We start from the raw sequence: 16,024 nt of genomic DNA, 5'->3' as shown, positions 1-16,024 counted from the left end.
TCCCTGTTCGGCCCATTTCGCCCCCCGCGCAGGAATCCTGCGCGGGGCCCGCCGAAGACGCCGGAAAGCTGCCCGACCGGCCGCGTTCCGACGCGCGGGGAGAGCCCGGGGCTGCCTACGCTGATCATGTCCGGCCGTGCGGTGCCAACCCCCCCGTTCCACCGGACCCTCCCCGACCCCCACAGCCGAGAGGGACACCCGTGTCCGCAGCCCCCGACCGCATGCACCGGCCCGACAGCGACCTGGTCGACCTGGTTTTCGACTACATGCGCGAGCGGCTGCAGTACGACCCCGTCCCGCTCGACCACCCCGGTGACGGCGAGCACCTGCGCGCCCAGCTGTCCGGCCTGCTCAACCAGGACGGCAACGACGCGGCCGACGTGCTCAAGCTCTACGACCACGAGCTCTCCCGCGCGGTGATCTCCGCCGACAGCCCGCGCTACCTGTCGTTCATCCCGTGCGCCCCCACCAAGGCCGCGCTGCTCTTCGACATGGTGGTCTCCTGCGCCTCGCTGCAGGGCATCTCCTGGCTGGAGGCGGCCGGCGCGATCGCCGCCGAGAACCAGGTGCTGCGACTGATAGCGGACCGTGCGGGCATGCCGGACTCGGCCGGCGGCACCTTCGTGTCCGGCGGCTCGGCCGGCAACCTCTCCGCCCTGGTCGTCGCCCGGGACACGGCCCGCCGCCGGCTGGGCGTCGGGCCCGAGGCCCGGCTGCGGATCGCCGTCGCCGACCAGGTGCACTCCTCGGTCAAGAACACCTTCAACATCATCGGCGTCGAGGCGTTCAAGGTCCCGACCGTCGACCGCCGGTTCACCGGCGAGGCGCTGCGCGCCGCCCTGGCCGCCGACCCGAACCCGGAGACGGTGATCGCCGTCGTCGGCACCGGCGGCACCACCAACGAGGGCATCGTCGACGACCTCCAGGGCCTGTCCGAGGTCGCCCGCGAGCGCGGGCTGTGGTTCCACGTGGACGGCGCCTACGGCGGCGCGGGCCTGTTCGCCCCCTCCGTCCGGGAGCGCTACAACGGCATCGAGCACGCCGACTCCTTCGTCGTCGACCCGCACAAGTGGCTGTTCGCGCCGTTCGACTGCGCCGCGCTGATCTACCGCAACCCGCAGCTCGCCCGCGCCGTGCACACCCAGGACGCCTCCTACCTGGACGTGCTGCACACCGAGGGCGACGAGTGGAACCCCACCGACTACGCCTACCACCTGACCCGGCGCGCCCGCGGCCTGCCGCTGTGGTTCTCGCTCGCCGTGCACGGCGTCCAGGCGTACACCGACGCCATCGAGGCCGGCCTGACGCTGGCCCGGGACACCGCGCAGCTGATCCGCGACAGCGAGCACCTGGAGCTGCTGTTCGACCCGCAGCTGTCCGCGGTCTGCTTCAAGCGCAACGGCTGGACCAACGAGGACTACTACCGCTGGTCGCAGCAGCTGCTCGCGGACCAGATCGGCTTCGTCACCCCCACCGGCTGGGACGGCGAGACGGTCGCCCGCTTCGCCTTCCTGCACCCGGGCACCACCATGGAGATGGTCAAGGAGATCCTCGACACCATGGAGTGACGCCCGCGCCCCGACGCCCGCGGCGCACCCGTCCCGAAGCGCACCGACCCCCGCCCGGCCCCGGCCCGGCGGGGGTCGCGCGCGTCCGGCGCTACAGCAGCCCGCCGTTGGGGATGTACGGCGCCGGCGGGCGCATCCCGCGCAGCCCCAGGTACCCCCGGGTCTCCACGGACAGGCCCAGTTCGAGGCCGACGTCCAGCGCCCACTCCTGCTCGGCGGTCAGCGCCTCCACCCGTGCCTCCACCCCCTCCGGCACCCGGGCCAGCGCCTCGCGCAGCAGCCGGGTGGCGATCCGCTTGGAGGTGGCCGCCAGCAGCCGCACCTCGCCGCCCTCCCGGTAGCAGTAGCCGCTGCCGGCCAGGGTGTCCGCGACCAGCACCTCCTCGCAGTGCGCGAGCAGCAGCTCGTGGTCCGGGCCGTGCGCGGCGCCGCGCAGCCGCCGGTCCACCGAGTCCAGCAGGTGCCGGTGGGTGGTGTTGCCGGGATGCACCGGGAGGTCGCCCGGGTCGACCAGCCGGGACCGGTCCACCCGCCCGGTCAGCTGCATCGCCGGGTGCAGCGTGAACCCGGCCAGCCGGTACCGCCGCACCGCCGCCGGTGACGGCGAGGCGCACAGCATCCCGCGCAGACAGCCGCGCCCGTGGGCGAGGGCCCGCTCCAGCAGCAGCCGTCCCACCCCCTTGCCCTGGGCCTGCGGCAGCACCGCGAGCAGCGCCAGCACCCAGACGCCCTCGCGGCGCAGCGCGAGCGCCGCGCCGACCGGCTCGCCGGCCAGCTCGGCCACCCAGCAGCCCTGCGGATCGGTGCGCGCGAGGTGTCTGGTGCGGGCCAGCTGGAACACCGACGGCGGGGGCGGTCCGGTGACCGGAGGGGCGTCGGGGAGCGAGGCGAACGCGGCGGCGGAGATGTGCCGGACCGCTTCCGCGTCGGCGGCGGAGTCCTGGAGCGGGCGCAGGAGCATACCCACCATCCTGACCGCCGGGCCCCCGCCGCGGGGCCGGTTCGCCCGGATCGGTCCGAGCGGATGCGGCCGATGTCCGCCGGTGTGCGAGCATGGAAGGCGTATGGGGAACGGGTGCACGCCCGGCCCACGGAACACCGCCGCCGTGAATCCACCGAAAACACTCCGTCGTCCGGGAAATGAATCCGGACGGCCGTCGGTTGGTACTGGCGGCAGACCGTCGTCAAGACCGGGAGAACGCAGATGACCGTCCAGGACGAGACCACCGTCGAGAGTGGCATCCTCCTCACCGATGCCGCCGCGGCCAAGGTCAAGGGCCTGCTGGAGCAGGAAGGCCGGGACGACCTGGCGCTGCGCGTCGCCGTCCAGCCCGGCGGCTGCTCGGGCCTGCGCTACCAGCTGTTCTTCGACGAGCGCTCGCTCGACGGCGACGTGCTGAAGGACTTCGACGGTGTGAAGGTCGTCACCGACCGGATGAGCGCCCCGTACCTGGGCGGCGCCACCGTCGACTTCGTCGACACCATCGAGAAGCAGGGCTTCACGATCGACAACCCGAACGCCACCGGCTCCTGCGCCTGCGGCGACTCGTTCAGCTAGTCGGTCCGCGGCCGGTAGGCCCGTAGCTCCGACGCGAAGGCGGCCCCCGGAATCCGGGGGCCGCCTTCGTCGTGTCCGCGCGGAGACCGCTCCGGGGTCACGGGTTGCCGGGGACGTCCGGGACCACCGGATCCGGGCCGATCTTGGCGTCGGCCTCCAGCGGCACCTCCTGCCCGGTGGCCAGATCGGTCACCGCCCGGCCCTGGAGCGGCTGCTTCAGGTCGGCCGTCACCGTCTGCCGCTTGGCCAGGTCGGCGCAGGCCTGCCCGGCCGGGACCGGCGCCGCCGTGGTCACCCGGACGTCCACCCGGCCCGGCTTGGACTCGTCGGCCTTGAGCGCGTACCGCTGGCAGATCCCGCCGTAGAACCAGACCGTCAGCTTGTTGCCGTCCACCCGGTAGGTGATCGCCGGGTGCACCGGCGAGCCGGTCCCGGAGCCGTTCGGCGGCGGCTCGCCCACGGCGATGCCGTTGCCGCCCGGGGGAGTGGGCGCCGGAGTCGGCTGCGACGGCGGGGCCGGCGGCTTGGTGGGCGTGGCCGGACCGCTCGGCCGGGGGTCCGAGAGGGTGGCCGTCGGGTCGACCGGCGGTGTGGTCACCGGGGCCGGTGCGGACGGGGCCGAGGTCGTGGCCGGGGCGGCCGGATCGGCGCTGCCGGTGGCCGCGCCCGGCGAGGCGGACGTGCTCGCCGGGGCCCGCTCCGCGCCGGTCGTCGCCGTGTCCGAGGCCGTCCTGGTCCCGCCGTCGCACCCGGCCAGGACGACCACCGCCGCCAGGGCGAGGCCGGCCAGCGCCGTGGCGCGGGCCCGGCCGGAACGCCTGGGCATGCTCTCCAGATCCATCTGAACTTCCTCCCGAGGGCTCAGCGGTACGCCTTGGCGGCCGCACCGCGGGGATGTGACGTGGCCCGGACGATTCCGGTTCCCCGCCCGTCCCGGCCGCACCCGGGGCACCCTCGGGAAGCGCTGATCAGGGTCCGTACTCGGGCATCGACGCGACCACGCGCCGGGCCCGGGAGGGGACGCGGAAGCCGGAGCCGGCCGGCGCGCTGTCCTGCGGACCGGTCGCCAGCAGCGGCCAGAACCGCCGCAGCCGGTGCGAGGAGTCCACCAGCGCGTCGAGCGACTCCCCGTCGGCGTCGCCGAGCAGGGCGGGCGGAACCCGCAGCGGGTGGTGACTGGGCAACATCGGCCATCAACTCCGATCCACCTGCCGTGGCGGCGTCGCCACGGTCCCGGTCGGGGCCGGGAGGAGCCCCTGACTGCGACCCTAGGCCGGGTGTCCGGCAGCCACCAGAGCTACCCCGTGGTAGTACACCTTCGGGGGTGGCGGGTGACAGCCGACGGCCGGGATCGCACCCGGCGTCTTGCTGGGGTCCCGGGCCCGCCGGGTACCGTGGGTGGGTTCCACCCCCGCTGTTCCATGGCCCCGCTGCCATCCTGAGGAGACCCCGTGCGTATCGCCGTCGCCGGTTCGATCGCGACCGACCACCTGATGACCTTCCCCGGCCGGTTCGCCGACCAGCTGGTCGCCGAGCAGCTGCACACCGTGTCGCTGTCCTTCCTGGTCGACACCCTCGACATCCGCCGCGGCGGCGTCGCGCCGAACATCGCCTTCGGCATGGGCGTGCTCGGCCTGCGCCCGGTCCTGGTCGGCGCGGCCGGCGCGGACTTCGCGGAGTACCGCAGCTGGCTGGAGCGCAACAACGTGGACTGCCGGTCCGTCCACATCTCCGAGACCCGGCACACCGCGCGCTTCATGTGCACCACGGACGAGGACCACAACCAGATCGCCTCGTTCTACACCGGTGCCATGGCCGAGGCCCGCAACATCGAGCTCAAGCCGATCGCCGACCGCGTCGGCGGCCTCGACCTGGTGCTGATCGGCGCCGACGACCCGCAGGCGATGGTCCGCCACACCCAGGAGTGCCGCACCCGCGGCTACGCCTTCGCCGCGGACCCGTCGCAGCAGCTGGCCCGCCTCGACGGCCACGACATCCGCCAGATCGTCGACGGCGCCGCGTACCTCTTCACCAACGAGTACGAGGCCGCGCTGATCGAGTCCAAGACCGGCTGGGACGCGGAGGAGATCCTCACCCGGGTCGGCACCCGGATCACCACTCTCGGCAGCAAGGGCGTCCGGATCGAGCGCAAGGGCGAGTCCCCGATCCTGGTCGGCTGCGCGCCCGAGACCGCCAAGGCCGACCCGACCGGTGTCGGCGACGCCTTCCGGGCCGGCTTCCTGGCCGGCCTCTCCTGGGGGCTGGAGCTGGAGCGCGCCGCCCAGCTCGGCTGCATGCTCGCCACCCTGGTGATCGAGACCGTCGGCACCCAGGAGTACGAGCTGCGCCCGCACGACTTCCTGCAGCGCTTCGTCGCGGCCTACGGCGACGAGGCCGGCGCCGACGTCCGGGCGCACCTGGTCAACTGACCCGCCGCACCAGGTAGGCCGAACCCCGGTCGCCGCCGTACTCGGCGGCCGGGGCCTCGCCCAGGTACTCCTGGTCGCGCATCCCGCACCAGGCCGGGACGTCCAGCCGGGCGGCCTCGTCGTCGGCCAGTACCACGACCGTGCCGCCCACCGGGACCTCGCCGATCCGCTTCGCCAGCTCGATCACCGGCAGCGGGCAGCGCTTGCCCAGCGCGTCCAGGACCAGCGGCCCCCCGTCGGGCTCCCGGGCCGCGGCGGGCGCGGGCAGGTCCAGGCCGAGCGGCGCGCGGACGCCGGCCACCAGCTCCGGCAGCACGGTCAGGAAGCGGTCCACGTCCGCCCCGGTGGTGCCGAACGGCAGCGAGATCCGGACGTTCCCCTCGGTGAGCACGCCCATCGCGGCCAGCACATGGCTCGGGGTCAGCGTGGACGAGGTGCAGGAGGAGCCGGAGGAGACGGCGAACCCGGCCCGGTCCAGCTCGCCCAGCAGGACCTCGCCGTCCACGTACAGACAGGAGAAGGTGACGATGTGCGGCAGCCGCCGCACCGGGTCGCCGACCACCTCCACCTCGGGCACCAGCCGCGGTACCCGGGCCCGGATCCGTTCGACCAACTCGTGCAGCCGGGCGTTCTCCTGGTCCGCCTCGGCCCGTACCGCGCGCAGCGAGGCCGCGGCCGCGACGATCGCCGGCACGTTGACGAAGCCCGGCACCCGGCCGGCCTCCCGCTCGTCGGCGGGCAGCGGCGAGACGTAGCGGACGCCCTTGCGCACCGCGAGCACCCCGACCCCGGCCGGTCCGCCCCACTTGTGCGCGCTGGCGGTGAGCAGCGACCAGCCGGTCGGCAGGTCCACCCGCCCGACGCTCTGCGCGGCGTCCACCAGCAGCGGCACCTCGCCGCGGAGCGCGGCCACCTCGGCGACCGGCTGCACCGTGCCGACCTCGTGGTTGGCGGACTGCAGCACGGCGAGCGCGGTGTCCGGCCGCAGCGCGGCGGCGAAGACCTCCGGGTCCACCCGGCCGTGCCGGTCCACCGGCACCGAGGTGACCTCGCCGCCCTCGGCGAGGTGCCGTTCGGCGCTGTGCAGCACGCTGGAGTGCTCGACGGCGGAGTGCGCCAGGTGCCCGCCGCGCCGCCGGTTGCCGCGCAGCGCGCCCAGCACCCCGAGCTGGACGGCCTGGGTCCCGCCGGAGGTGAAGGCGATCTCGTCGGCCCGGCAGCCGATCACCTCGGCCACCGTCTCCCGGGCGGCGTCCAGGAGCATCCTGGCCCGGCGTCCGGAGCGGTAGAGCCGGGCGGGGTCGGCCCATCCCTCGTCCAGGGCGGCGGTCAGCGCCTGCCGCGCGACGGGGTGGAGCGGTGCGGTGGAGGCCACATCGAAGTACACGGTCACATTTAACGACACCGGCCGCCGTGTCCGGGGTTCCTCCGGCGGCTCACCCCCCGTCAGTCGATCATCCCGAATGTCCGGATAGTCCGCTCCCGACGGGGCGTCACCACGTTGTCCGAGGTCATCCCTCGATCGGGCGTACGGACCCCTAATGCCTAGGATGACCTGCGGCGCAGCCCCTGCCGGGCCTGATCGGGTGTCCGGGCGGCGCGTTACTGGGACCTGCCCGTCAGCAGCGCATAAGGCTGGAGTAGGGTTTGGCCCGCATAAGCATTCAAACCGTGCCCGTGGTCGGGTCGCCGGGGAGCGAAAGCCTCCTCGGGGCGACGCGAAGGCGGGCGAGACTTCGGGAAGGCGCTACGTGAGTCCCAACGGCTCCGACCGCTCGCCGCGGCGCACGATGCGGCGGAAGCTGCCTCAGGCGCTGGCACTGGGCCTCGTCATCGCGACCGCCACCGGCTGCTCGGCCAACGACCTCCCCAGGCTTGGCCTCCCGAGCCCCGTCACCAAGGAAGGGCCGATGGTCCTCCACATGTGGCAGGGCTCCTGGATCGCGGCGCTGGTGGTCGGCGTACTGATGTGGGGTCTGATCATCTGGAGCGTGATCTTCCACCGGCGCAGCCGCACCGGTGTGCAGGTCCCCCCGCAGACCCGGTACAACGTGCCCATCGAGGCGCTCTACACCGCGGTCCCGATCATCATCGTGTCGGTCCTCTTCTACTTCGTCGCCCGCGACGAGTCGAAGCTGATCGCCGTCTCCGAGAAGCCGCAGCACACCGTCAACGTGGTGGGCTTCCAGTGGAGCTGGGCGTTCAACTACGAGAACACCGAGAACCCCGACCCGGCCAACCAGCAGGCCGCGTACGAGGTGGGTACCCCCGGCGAGCCGCCGACCCTGTACCTGCCGGTCGACGAGACGGTGCAGTTCCGCCTCACCTCGCGTGACGTGATCCACGACTTCTGGCCCATCAACTTCATGATGAAGATGGACGTCGTGCCGGGCGTGGTCAACAAGTTCGAGGTCACCCCGACCGTCAAGGGCGAGTACAAGGGCAAGTGCGCCGAGCTCTGCGGCGTCGACCACTCGCGCATGCTGTTCAACGTGAAGGTCGTCGACCGGGCCGAGTACGACCAGCACCTGAAGGACCTCAGGGCCAAGGGTCAGACCGGCGCGGTGCCCTCCGGCATCACGACCATGGGAAGTGAAGAGAAGTGACCATCCTCAACGAGCCCGCCGCGGCCGGCGGGGGCGCCGGGGCCGTCACGGTCGGGGCGCAGCGGACCCGGAAGCCGGGTTCCACCATCATCAAGTGGCTGACCACCACTGACCACAAGACGATCGGCACGCTGTACCTGGGCACGTCGTTCGCCTTCTTCCTGATCGGCGGCATCCTCGCCCTGGTCATGCGCGCCGAGCTGGCTCGTCCCGGGACCCAGATCCTGTCGAACGAGCAGTTCAACCAGGCGTTCACGATGCACGGCACGGTCATGCTGCTGATGTTCGCGACGCCGCTCTTCGCCGGCTTCGCGAACTGGATCATGCCGCTGCAGATCGGCGCGCCCGACGTGGCGTTCCCGCGGCTGAACATGTTCGCCTACTGGCTGTACCTGTTCGGCTCGCTGATCGCGGTGGCCGGCTTCCTCACCCCGCAGGGCGCGGCCGACTTCGGCTGGTTCGCCTACGCGCCGCTCTCGGACGCGGTCCGCTCGCCGGGCATCGGCGCCGACATGTGGATCATGGGCCTGGCCTTCTCCGGCTTCGGCACGATCCTCGGTGCGGTCAACTTCATCACCACGATCATCTGCATGCGCGCGCCCGGCATGACGATGTTCCGGATGTCGATCTTCGTCTGGAACGTCCTGCTGACCGCCGTGCTGGTCCTGCTGGCCTTCCCGGTGCTCGCCGCCGCGCTGTTCGCCCTGGAGGCGGACCGCAAGTTCGGGGCGCACGTCTTCGACCCGGCGAACGGTGGAGCGCTGCTCTGGCAGCACCTGTTCTGGTTCTTCGGCCACCCCGAGGTGTACATCATCGCGCTGCCGTTCTTCGGCATCGTGTCGGAAGTCATCCCGGTCTTCAGCCGCAAGCCGATGTTCGGCTACTCCGGCCTGATCGCGGCCACCATCGCGATCGCCGGTCTGTCCGTGACGGTGTGGGCCCACCACATGTACGTCACCGGGCAGGTACTGCTGCCGTTCTTCTCCTTCATGACCTTCCTGATCGCGGTCCCGACCGGTGTGAAGTTCTTCAACTGGGTCGGCACCATGTGGAAGGGCTCGCTGAGCTTCGAGACCCCGATGCTCTGGACGGTCGGCTTCCTGGTCACCTTCCTCTTCGGTGGTCTGACCGGTGTCCTGCTGGCCTCCCCGCCGATCGACTTCCACGTCTCGGACTCGTACTTCGTCGTCGCCCACTTCCACTACGTGGTCTTCGGCACCGTCGTCTTCGCGATGTTCGCCGGCTTCCACTTCTGGTGGCCGAAGATGACCGGCAAGATGCTCGACGAGCGCCTCGGCAAGGTCACCTTCTGGACGCTGTTCATCGGCTTCCACACCACCTTCCTGGTGCAGCACTGGCTCGGCGCGGAGGGCATGCCCCGCCGCTACGCCGACTACCTGGCCTCGGACGGGTTCACCACCCTGAACACCGTCTCGACCATCGGCTCGTTCCTGCTCGGCCTGTCGATCCTGCCGTTCCTCTACAACGTGTGGAAGACGGCGAAGTACGGCGAGAAGGTCACCGTCGACGACCCGTGGGGCTACGGCCGTTCGCTGGAGTGGGCGACCTCCTGCCCGCCGCCGCGGCACAACTTCCTCACCCTGCCCCGGATCCGCTCCGAATCCCCGGCCTTCGACCTCCACTACCCGGAGATCGCCGCGCTGGACTACCTGGAGTACCACGGTGAGCCGGCCAAGCACTTCGCCGGTGTGACCCCGGCGAAGTACGACGCCCCGAAGCTCGGCAAGGGCAAGAAGGAAGGCGACGCCTGATGAGGGAACAGGGCAAGATTTTCCTGGGCCTGGCGGTCTTCGTGCTGGCCATGGCGATCACCTACGGCCTGTGGACCAACAGCTCCGACCACGGCATCGAGGCCGCCGGTACCACCGCGCTGTTCCTCGCCTTCGCGCTGTGCGCCTTCATCGGGTACTACCTCGCCTTCACCGCCCGCCGGGTGGACAGCGGCGCGGGTGACAACCCCGAGGCCGAGGTCGCGGACGACTCCGGCGAGCTGGGCTTCTTCGCCCCGCACAGCTGGCAGCCGCTCTCGCTGGCGGTCGGCGGCGCGCTGGCCTTCCTCGGCGTGATCTTCGGCTGGTGGCTGCTGTACTGGTCGATCCCGGTCATCCTGATCGGCCTCTTCGGCTGGGTCTTCGAGTTCTACCGGGGCGAGAACCAGAACCAGTAGGACCGGTTCTCTCCCACAGGGCCGGGCTTCCCGCACGGGAAGCCCGGCCCTGTTGCGTCCCCGGAGTGACGGCCTCACCCCGCCGGCCCAACCGGACGCCGTTCGGATGTCGCTCAGCCGGAGGGGGTTCCTACGATCTGACCAATCGTGCGAAACCCTGGGAGGCGGTCATGGCCGACAGGCGCGGAATCGCGGGTCTAGGCGGCATCACGCTGGCCCTCGTAGTGCTGGCCCCGCTGGCCGGCTGCAGCTCCGGCGGCGAGGAGGTCGCGGACTCCGTCCGCAAGGTCGACGCGGCCCGGCTGGTCCATCTCTCCGCCACGGACAAGGTGGACCCCTCGCAGCCGGTGACGGTCACCGCGGAGCCGGGCAGCCGGCTGACCGACGTCACCGTGGTCGGCCCGGACGGCCGGATCGTCGCCGGGCGGCTCTCGGAGGACCAGCGCAGCTGGCAGACCACCGGCCGGCTGAAGGCGGCCACCGCCTACACCGTGCGGATCGCCGCCGACGACGGCAGCGGCGGGCGCGGCGAGACCACCTCCGGCTTCGCCACCCTGGCCGCCCAGCGGCTGCTGACCGCCAAGCTCGGCCCCGACTCCTCCGGCAGCGGTGTCTACGGGGTCGGCCAGCCGCTCACCGTGCAGCTCTCCGAGGCCGTCAAGGACCCGCAGGCGCGCCAGGAGGTGGAGCGGGCGCTGACGGTGACCTCGCAGCCCGCCGTGACCGGCGCCTGGTACTGGGTCGACGACAAGAACCTGCACTTCCGCCCCGAGGACTACTGGCCCACCGGCACCGTCGTCGCGCTGGCCTTCGAGGCCACCGGCGGCCGGATCTCCGACGGCCTGTACGGCGGCGACCGGGCGGCCCTGGCGATGCGGATCGGCGAGCGGGTCGAGACGGTGGTCGACGCGGCCGCCCACGAGCTGACCCTCAAGCGCGACGGCCAGGTGGTCCGGACGATCCCGGTCACCACCGGCAAGCCCGGCTTCGACACCCGCAACGGCGTCAAGGTGGTGCTCGGCCAGGAGCGCAAGGTCCGGATGAGCGGCGAGACGATCGGTATAGCGGTCGGCAGCCAGGAGTCCTACGACCTCGACGTCGAGTGGGCCACCCGGGTCACCTGGAGCGGCGAGTACGTGCACGCGGCGCCCTGGTCGGTCGGCTCGCAGGGGGTGGAGAACGTCAGCCACGGCTGTACCGGCATGAGCACCGAGAACGCCCACTGGTTCTACCAGAACACCAGGGTGGGGGACCTGGTGACGGTGGTGAACAGCCGCGGCAAGAGCATGGAGCCGTTCGGCAACGGCTTCGGGGACTGGAACGTCGGCTGGGGCGAGTGGGTCGGGCACAGCGCCCTCGGGCAGCCCGTCAGCACCACCACACCGGCCACCAGGGCCCCCGCCGGCGGGATGATCGCCCCGCAGCTCTGAGCACGGGCCCCGAGGGCCCTCAGCGGCCCTCCGGGCCCTCCGCGGAGCTCTCCTCCCGGTAGGCCAGGCGCAGCGCGTTGTCGGCGGCGGCCAGGGCGTCCGCCGCCGGCACCCCGAGCCGTCGGACCCGCTCCGCGTACTCGGCGGCGGCCGCGGCGGCCAGCCGGTGCGCGGAGTCGCCGACCGCGGCGATCAGGGTGCCGCGCCGGCCGTGGGTCTCCACCACCCCGTCCGCCTCCAGCTCCCGGTAGGCGCGGGCGACCGTCCCGGCCGCCAGTCCGAGCCGCTCGGCCAGCGCGCGGACGGTGGGCAGCCGCAGTCCGGTCGCGAGTTCACCGGTCCGGGCCTGCTCGGCGATCTGGGCCCGGATCTGCTCGTACGGGGGAGTGCCGGAGGCGGGGTCGACGGACAGCTGCACAGAGGGCTCCTGACGTTCGGCGGGGCACCGCGGGGCGCCCCCGGGTACGGGAAAGCCCGAGGGCCGCCGACCAGAAGAACTCTGGTCGGCGGCCCTCGGGGTGCGACGCGGGGTGCGTACGGGATCAGTGGTGGCCGTGGCCGCTGGTGATCTCGTGGTGCTCCTCGGAGGTCGGCTTGGGGATCTGGCTGCCCTCGCCGTAGAAGCCGCGGGAGAGCTTCGCCCGGGTGCGGTCGATGACGTTGGCCTTGCGGGCCACGCCGTTCTCGTCCGTCTCGGCCGGCAGCTCGAACGGCTCGATCTGCTCGTGCGCGGTGAGCTTGTGCAGGTCCTTCTGCGGCAGCTGGGCGTGCACCTCGACGAACTCGCCGTGCGGCAGGCGCTTGATGACGCCGGTCTCGCGGCCGTGCAGCACCTTCTCCTTGTCACGGCGCTGGAGGCCGAGGCACCAGCGCTTGGTGACGATGAAGACGATCACCGGGACCACGAACATGCCCACGCGGACGAAGTAGGTGACCGAGTTGATCGACAGGTGCAGGTGGGTGGCGAACAGGTCGTTGCCGCCGGCCGCCAGCAGGACCAGGTAGAGGCTGATCCAGGCGGCACCCAGGGCGGTGCGGACCGGGGCGTTGCGCGGGCGGTCCAGGATGTGGTGCTCGCGCTTGTCGCCGGTGATCCAGCCCTCGATGAAGGGGTAGGCGGCGATCGAGACCAGCACCATCGGGAAGAGGACCATCAGCGGGATCGCCACACCGAGGTTCAGGGTGTGGCCCCACAGGCTGACCTCCCAGCCCGGCATGATGCGGATCAGGCCCTCGGAGAAGCCCATGTACCAGTCCGGCTGGGCGTCCGTGGACACCTGGTCGGGACGGTACGGGCCGTACGCCCAGATCGGGTTGATCGAGGCGATCGCCGAGATGGCCGCGATCAGACCGAACACCAGGAAGAAGAAGCCACCGGCCTTGGCCATGTAGACCGGCATCAGCGGCATGCCGACGACGTTCTTCTCGGTCTTGCCCGGGCCCGCCCACTGGGTGTGCTTGTGGTAGAAGACCAGGATCAGGTGCGCCACCAGCAGGCCGAGCATGATGCCCGGGATCAGCAGCACGTGGATGGTGAAGAACCGCGGCACGATGTCGTGGCCGGGGAACTCGCCCCCGAACAGGAACATCTGGACGTAGGTGCCGATCAGCGGGGTCGCCAGGACGGCGCCCTCCATGAACCGGATACCGGTGCCGGAGAGCAGGTCGTCGGGCAGCGAGTAGCCGAAGAAGCCGTCGAACATGCCCAGGACCAGCAGCAGGAAGCCGAAGACCCAGTTGATCTCGCGCGGCTTGCGGAACGCGCCGGTGAAGAAGACGCGCATCATGTGCACGAACATCGCCGCGACGAAGACCAGGGCCGCCCAGTGGTGGATCTGGCGGACCAGCAGACCGCCGCGCACCTCGAAGCTGATGTCGACCGTCGACGCGTACGCCTCGGACATCGGGATGCCCTTGAGCGGGATGTACGAGCCGTCGTAGATGACCTCGCCCATGGAGGGCTTGAAGAACAGCGTCAGGTAGACACCGGTCAGGATGATGATGATGAAGGTGTAGAGGCAGATCTCGCCCAGCATGAAGGACCAGTGGTCCGGGAAGATCTTCCGCAGGTTGGTCTTGGCGAGGGAGTAGATCCCCAGCCGGCCGTCCGTCCAGTCCGCGGCCTGCTCCCACTTGTTCGCGGGCTTGGCGCGCGTGCTGGCGGGCTTGGCGGCGCCGGAGGTGGTGCTGCTCGTACTGCTCATCGAGCACGCTCCCAGTAGCTCGGGCCGACGGGCTCGTCGAAGTCGCCGTGGGCGACCAGGAAGCCCTTCTCGTCAGTGGTGATCTTCAGCTGCGGCAGCGGGTGGCCGGCCGGGCCGAAGATCACGCGCGCGCCGTCCGCCAGGTCGAAGGTCGACTGGTGGCAGGGGCAGAGCGCGTGGTGGGTCTGCTGCTCGTACAGGCTGATCGGGCAGCCGACGTGGGTGCAGATCTTGGAGTAGGCGAGGATGCCCTCGAAGCCCTTCTCCTTGGACTTGTCGTCCTTGATGTTCTCCGGCGCGATGCGCACCAGCATCAGGGCGTCCTTGGCGATGCGCTGCTGGAAGTCCTCGTCGTGGGTGCTCAGGCCCTCGGGCATCGCGAAGGTCAGCGACCCCGTGATGATGTCCTCGGCCTTCATCGGCTGGTTGGTGTTCATGTTGATGAGCTGCAGGGGCTTGGCGTCGGTCGCCTCCTCCCAGCCGGTGTGCTCCAGCTTGTCCTCGGGCAGCGGGCCCAGGTCGCGCAGGAGGACCACACCGGACAGCGGCACCAGGGCCATCGAGCCGATGAGGGTGTTGCGGATCATCTTGCGGCGGCCGAAGCCGGACTCCGCGGCACCGGTCCGGAACTGCTCGATGACGTCGGCGCGAACCTCGTCGTCGGCCTCGATCGGGTGACGCTCGGCCGGGATCTCGTGGTCCGACATCAGGGTGCGGGCCCAGTGGACCGCGCCCGCGCCGATGAGGAACAGCGCCAGGCCGAGGGTCATGCCGAGCGCGAAGTTCAGCGCGCTGACGTGGCCCAGCGGCCAGATGTAGACGATCTTGTCCGGGTCGATGGCCACGTACGAGGCGATGAAGCCGATCGTGGCGAGCATCGAGACGACGAACATCAGCGACACCTGGCGCTCGGCCCGCTTGGCGGCCCGCTCGTCGATGTCGGTGCGACGCGGCTCGTGGGCCGGCAGGCCCGGGTCGGCGAACGCGTCGCCGTGGGCGGCCACCTCGTGGTGCCCGGCGGAGCCGTGGGACTCCGGGAGCTTCTCTTCTGACATGTCGTGGCTCATGACTTCTTGGCCTTGGTGGTGTGGGCGGCGACCCAGATCGCGACCGCGATGAGCGCGCCGAGACCGAAGATCCAGCCGAACAGGCCCTCGGTCACCGGACCGAGGCTGCCGAGCGTGAGACCGCCGGGGTTGGGCTCATCGTTGGTGGTGTGGCGGACGAAGGCCACGATCTGCTTCTTCTGCTCCTCGGGCATGGTGCTGTCCGGGAACGACGGCATGTTCTGCGGGCCGGTCTGCATGGCCTCGTAGATGTGCTTGGCGTCCACGCCCTCCAGCGACGGGGCGTACTTGCCCTGGGTCAGGGCACCGCCCTGGCCGGCGAAGTTGTGGCACTGGGCGCAGTTGGTGCGGAACAGCTCGCCGCCCTTGGACAGGTCGTCCGGGTTGGTCGAGGTGTACTGCTCCTCGGTCGGCGTGACCGGACCGGGGCCGAGCGAGGCGACGAAGGCGGCGAGCTGGTCGATCTCCGCCTGCGAGTAGATGTTCGGCTTGCTCGGCACCTGGGCGCCGGGCTGCTGGGCCGGCATGCGGCCGGTGCCCACCTGGAAGTCGACCGCGGCGGAGCCGACGCCGACCAGGCTCGGGCCGTCGCTGCTGCCCTGCCCGTTCAGGCCGTGGCAGGAGGAGCAGCCCACGGCGAAGAGCTTCTTGCCCTCATCGATCGCGAGCGACTGCGCCGCCACGTCGGCCTGCGCCTTGCCGGCGGGCGCGAACGCGGCGTACAGCCCCCCGGTTGCCGCCAGGGCGAGAAGTAGGACGACCAGCGCCGCCAGTGGGTGGCGCCGTCGTGCGGAGAGCTTTTTCACGGAATAACCCCGGTGTCAGGATCTGGTCGACTGGTGGTTGCACCCGGCGGCCGGTCTGGCCGGCACGAGGCTGCCTTCTCTAGGGCTGCGCGCGCGGTCGGTCGGTGGGAGCGTCGCCACCGGCGAAATCGGGCCGTCGCCGGTGAGGGCGGGACCCGAGGCCGGTGG

15 protein-coding genes are annotated in these 16,024 nt (G+C 71.3%); 7 read left to right on the top strand and 8 right to left on the bottom strand.

Annotated features, from left to right (window positions below; translation table 11 throughout):
• Positions 1 to 200: 200 nt before the first annotated feature.
• Positions 201 to 1,568, top strand: coding sequence for a pyridoxal phosphate-dependent decarboxylase family protein (locus ACW14Y_RS13630; RefSeq protein ID WP_380302459.1), 1,368 nt, complete (start codon positions 201 to 203; stop codon positions 1,566 to 1,568).
• Between the two features lie 91 nt (positions 1,569 to 1,659).
• Here the strand turns inward: ACW14Y_RS13630 and ACW14Y_RS13625 are convergent, their stop codons facing one another.
• A complete protein-coding gene (locus ACW14Y_RS13625) occupies positions 1,660 to 2,529 on the bottom strand; it encodes a GNAT family N-acetyltransferase (RefSeq protein WP_380391409.1) in 870 nt (289 codons plus the stop codon).
• A gap of 243 nt (positions 2,530 to 2,772) precedes the next feature.
• Between ACW14Y_RS13625 and erpA the strand changes: the two genes are divergently transcribed.
• Positions 2,773 to 3,126, top strand: a complete 354-nt coding sequence (gene erpA / locus ACW14Y_RS13620; protein ID WP_030391519.1) for an iron-sulfur cluster insertion protein ErpA — start codon at positions 2,773 to 2,775, stop codon at positions 3,124 to 3,126.
• Positions 3,127 to 3,223: 97 nt separating this feature from the next.
• Here erpA and ACW14Y_RS13615 read toward each other — a convergent pair whose 3' ends face one another.
• On the bottom strand, positions 3,224 to 3,967 hold the full coding sequence (locus ACW14Y_RS13615; RefSeq protein WP_456986854.1) for a hypothetical protein: 744 nt from the start codon (positions 3,965 to 3,967) through the stop codon (positions 3,224 to 3,226).
• Between the two features lie 127 nt (positions 3,968 to 4,094).
• Positions 4,095 to 4,313: a hypothetical protein gene (locus tag ACW14Y_RS13610; RefSeq protein ID WP_045938264.1), complete on the bottom strand. Its 219-nt coding sequence runs from the start codon at positions 4,311 to 4,313 to the stop codon at positions 4,095 to 4,097.
• Between the two features lie 264 nt (positions 4,314 to 4,577).
• Between ACW14Y_RS13610 and ACW14Y_RS13605 the strand changes: the two genes are divergently transcribed.
• Positions 4,578 to 5,555 (top strand): carbohydrate kinase family protein, encoded by a 978-nt coding sequence (locus tag ACW14Y_RS13605; protein WP_340631663.1) that lies wholly within the window; start codon positions 4,578 to 4,580, stop codon positions 5,553 to 5,555.
• Here ACW14Y_RS13605 and ACW14Y_RS13600 read toward each other — a convergent pair.
• The gene (locus ACW14Y_RS13600; RefSeq protein WP_456986851.1) at positions 5,548 to 6,942 is read right to left on the bottom strand and encodes an aminotransferase class V-fold PLP-dependent enzyme; all 1,395 of its coding nucleotides are present in this window, start codon (positions 6,940 to 6,942) and stop codon (positions 5,548 to 5,550) included. The genes ACW14Y_RS13605 and ACW14Y_RS13600 overlap by 8 nt on opposite strands.
• A gap of 364 nt (positions 6,943 to 7,306) precedes the next feature.
• Here ACW14Y_RS13600 and ctaC point away from each other — a divergent pair, with 364 nt between their 5' ends.
• The 4 genes from ctaC (at position 7,307) to ACW14Y_RS13580 (ending at position 11,779) form a co-directional block, all read left to right on the top strand.
• Positions 7,307 to 8,161 carry an aa3-type cytochrome oxidase subunit II gene (ctaC, locus tag ACW14Y_RS13595; RefSeq protein ID WP_380302470.1) on the top strand — a complete coding sequence of 285 codons (855 nt, stop codon included), beginning with the start codon at positions 7,307 to 7,309 and terminating at the stop codon, positions 8,159 to 8,161.
• Positions 8,158 to 9,933, top strand: coding sequence for an aa3-type cytochrome oxidase subunit I (ctaD, locus tag ACW14Y_RS13590; protein ID WP_380302472.1), 1,776 nt, complete (start codon positions 8,158 to 8,160; stop codon positions 9,931 to 9,933). The genes ctaC and ctaD overlap by 4 nt, the downstream gene beginning before the upstream one ends.
• Positions 9,933 to 10,349: a cytochrome c oxidase subunit 4 gene (locus ACW14Y_RS13585; RefSeq protein ID WP_045938258.1), complete on the top strand. Its 417-nt coding sequence runs from the start codon at positions 9,933 to 9,935 to the stop codon at positions 10,347 to 10,349. The genes ctaD and ACW14Y_RS13585 overlap by 1 nt, the downstream gene beginning before the upstream one ends.
• A gap of 170 nt (positions 10,350 to 10,519) precedes the next feature.
• The gene (locus ACW14Y_RS13580) at positions 10,520 to 11,779 is read left to right on the top strand and encodes an Ig-like domain-containing protein (RefSeq protein WP_456986848.1); all 1,260 of its coding nucleotides are present in this window, start codon (positions 10,520 to 10,522) and stop codon (positions 11,777 to 11,779) included.
• 19 nt (positions 11,780 to 11,798) lie between these two features.
• On the opposite strand, the gene ACW14Y_RS13575 is transcribed toward ACW14Y_RS13580, so the two are convergent.
• The 4 genes from ACW14Y_RS13575 to qcrC form a co-directional block, all read right to left on the bottom strand.
• A complete protein-coding gene (locus tag ACW14Y_RS13575) occupies positions 11,799 to 12,197 on the bottom strand; it encodes a GntR family transcriptional regulator (RefSeq protein ID WP_266268944.1) in 399 nt (132 codons plus the stop codon).
• 124 nt (positions 12,198 to 12,321) lie between these two features.
• Positions 12,322 to 13,983: a cytochrome bc1 complex cytochrome b subunit gene (gene qcrB, locus ACW14Y_RS13570; protein WP_380302479.1), complete on the bottom strand. Its 1,662-nt coding sequence runs from the start codon at positions 13,981 to 13,983 to the stop codon at positions 12,322 to 12,324.
• Positions 13,980 to 15,050, bottom strand: coding sequence for a cytochrome bc1 complex Rieske iron-sulfur subunit (qcrA, locus tag ACW14Y_RS13565; RefSeq protein WP_455583921.1), 1,071 nt, complete (start codon positions 15,048 to 15,050; stop codon positions 13,980 to 13,982). Before qcrA ends, qcrB begins: the two co-directional genes overlap by 4 nt.
• On the bottom strand, positions 15,047 to 15,856 hold the full coding sequence (gene qcrC, locus ACW14Y_RS13560; protein WP_045938252.1) for a cytochrome bc1 complex diheme cytochrome c subunit: 810 nt from the start codon (positions 15,854 to 15,856) through the stop codon (positions 15,047 to 15,049). The genes qcrA and qcrC overlap by 4 nt, the downstream gene beginning before the upstream one ends.
• Positions 15,857 to 16,024: the final 168 nt, after the last annotated feature.

Source organism: Kitasatospora sp. cg17-2, from assembly GCF_054031055.1.
This window is presented reverse-complemented; position numbering and strand designations above follow the sequence as displayed.

Excerpts from the sequence above, each read along its gene's own strand:
- ACW14Y_RS13625 (WP_380391409.1), bottom strand. The coding sequence starts at position 2,529 with ATGCTCCTGCGCCCGCTCCAGGACTCCGCCGCCGACGCGGAAGCGGTC.
- erpA (WP_030391519.1), top strand. The coding sequence starts at position 2,773 with ATGACCGTCCAGGACGAGACCACCGTCGAGAGTGGCATCCTCCTCACC.
- ACW14Y_RS13615 (WP_456986854.1), bottom strand. The coding sequence starts at position 3,967 with ATGGATCTGGAGAGCATGCCCAGGCGTTCCGGCCGGGCCCGCGCCACG.
- ACW14Y_RS13610 (WP_045938264.1), bottom strand. The coding sequence starts at position 4,313 with ATGTTGCCCAGTCACCACCCGCTGCGGGTTCCGCCCGCCCTGCTCGGC.
- ACW14Y_RS13585 (WP_045938258.1), top strand. The coding sequence starts at position 9,933 with ATGAGGGAACAGGGCAAGATTTTCCTGGGCCTGGCGGTCTTCGTGCTG.
- ACW14Y_RS13580 (WP_456986848.1), top strand. The coding sequence starts at position 10,520 with ATGGCCGACAGGCGCGGAATCGCGGGTCTAGGCGGCATCACGCTGGCC.
- qcrB (WP_380302479.1), bottom strand. The coding sequence starts at position 13,983 with ATGAGCAGTACGAGCAGCACCACCTCCGGCGCCGCCAAGCCCGCCAGC.
- qcrA (WP_455583921.1), bottom strand. The coding sequence starts at position 15,050 with ATGAGCCACGACATGTCAGAAGAGAAGCTCCCGGAGTCCCACGGCTCC.